Genomic DNA, 1,546 nt, shown 5'->3' with positions numbered 1-1,546 from the left:
TCTGGGGGTGGGGCCTGTCGAGCTGAGTCGTTCGTGCTGTCGCGCGTCGGGGGGTGTCGAGGGTTGGGATGGGGGCAGCGGGGTGGGTGGGGGCTCGCCGATGATGGGCGGATGGGGAAGACGTACGCGCGCATCGAGGGTCGACTGCGGGACTTCATCGAGGCCCAGCCGATGTTCTTCACCGCGACCGCGCCGCTGGCCGGCGACGGCACGGTCAACCTGTCGCCGAAGGGGCTGCGCGGGTGCCTGGCGGTGCTCGACGAGCAGACGGTGGCCTACCTGGACTTCGCCGGCAGCAACGCCGAGACCATCGCCCACCTGCGGGAGAACGGCCGGATCACGCTGATGTGGTGCGCCTTCTCCGGTCCGCCGACGATCGTGCGGGTGCACGGGCGGGGTGAGCCGGTGTTCCGCGACGATCCGCGTTTCCCGGAGTTGCTGGCCCGTTTCCCGGACATCGACAGCGCCGACCACGGGCTGCGGGCGATCATCGTGGTGCACGCCGGGCTGATCCGCGACACCTGCGGCTACGCGGTGCCGCTGATGACCTACGACGCCGACCGGGACCTGCACGGCCGCCGGTTCGCCCGAGAGGACGACGCGTCGCTGGACGCCTACTTCGCCGGCAAGGACGACGTCGCCACCAGCATCGACGGCCTGCCCGGCCTGCCGCTTCCCCTGCCGCCGACGCCCCGGGCCGGTTGATCACGACGCGCCGCCGCCAGCCGGTCGCCCAGGCTGATCACGGCGCGACCGCCCGCACAGGTACCCGCGAAGGCTAGGTTGATCACGGCGCGCCGCCGCCCACCCGGCCCGCCCGGGTGCGCGCGACGGCTACGATTCCCGCTGGCGGCGACGGTCCGCCGAGACGACCCGGCGGGCGGACCCGACCGGGTACGCGCTACGGCCCGCTACCCTTGACCCCGTACCCGCCGTGCTGCGGGACGCCGAGACGCGGCCACGGGGAATGGCGCGGCGCCGGCGGACCGTTACACCGATAGGACCAGCACCACCACAGAGGGGAAGTCGATCATGGGCGAGCGCATGCTGCGCGGTAGCCGACTGGGCGCGGTCAGCTACGAATCCGATCGCAACACGGAGCTCGCGCCGCGGCAGACCCGCGAGTACCTGTGCGCCAAGGGTCACCAGTTCGAGGTGCCGTTCGCCGTCGACGCCGAGGTGCCCACCACCTGGGAGTGCAAGTTCGACGGCAGCGTGGCCCGGCTGGTCGACGGCAACGAGCCGGAGCAGAAGAAGGCCAAGCCGCCGCGTACGCACTGGGACATGCTGCTGGAGCGGCGCTCCATCGCGGAGCTGGAGGACATCCTCGCCGAGCGGCTCCAGGAGGTCCGGACCCGCCGCGGTCGCGCCTGACCAGTCACCACCGGCGCCCCGGGAGATCATCTCCCGGGGCGCCGTCGTGCGTGCGGTGGCGTGCTCTCAGCGCGGCTCCACGATCTCGCCCTCGATGGCGCGGCCGTCGTCCACCAGCGGCGGCGGCGTCACCGGCTGCTGCGGCGGCGCGGGCTGCGGTGCGGGGGCGGGC

Annotated in this window: 2 protein-coding genes; both read left to right on the top strand. The window is 73.1% G+C overall.

What is annotated here, in order from left to right; genetic code table 11:
* Nucleotides 1-111 precede the first annotated feature (111 nt).
* Nucleotides 112-705, top strand: a complete 594-nt coding sequence (locus EYA84_RS31695; protein ID WP_131057836.1) for a pyridoxamine 5'-phosphate oxidase family protein — start codon at nt 112-114, stop codon at nt 703-705.
* A 327-nt stretch (nt 706-1,032) separates the two neighbouring features.
* On the top strand, nt 1,033-1,374 hold the full coding sequence (locus tag EYA84_RS31690; protein ID WP_007460094.1) for an RNA polymerase-binding protein RbpA: 342 nt from the start codon (nt 1,033-1,035) through the stop codon (nt 1,372-1,374).
* The last annotated feature ends 172 nt before the right edge of the window (nt 1,375-1,546 follow it).

Origin of the sequence: Verrucosispora sp. SN26_14.1, from assembly GCF_004307965.1 — a bacterium.
Taxonomy (GTDB): Bacteria; Actinomycetota; Actinomycetes; order Mycobacteriales; family Micromonosporaceae; genus Micromonospora.
Note: the sequence above shows the minus strand (reverse complement) of the source record. Positions and strands in the feature narration are given on the sequence as shown.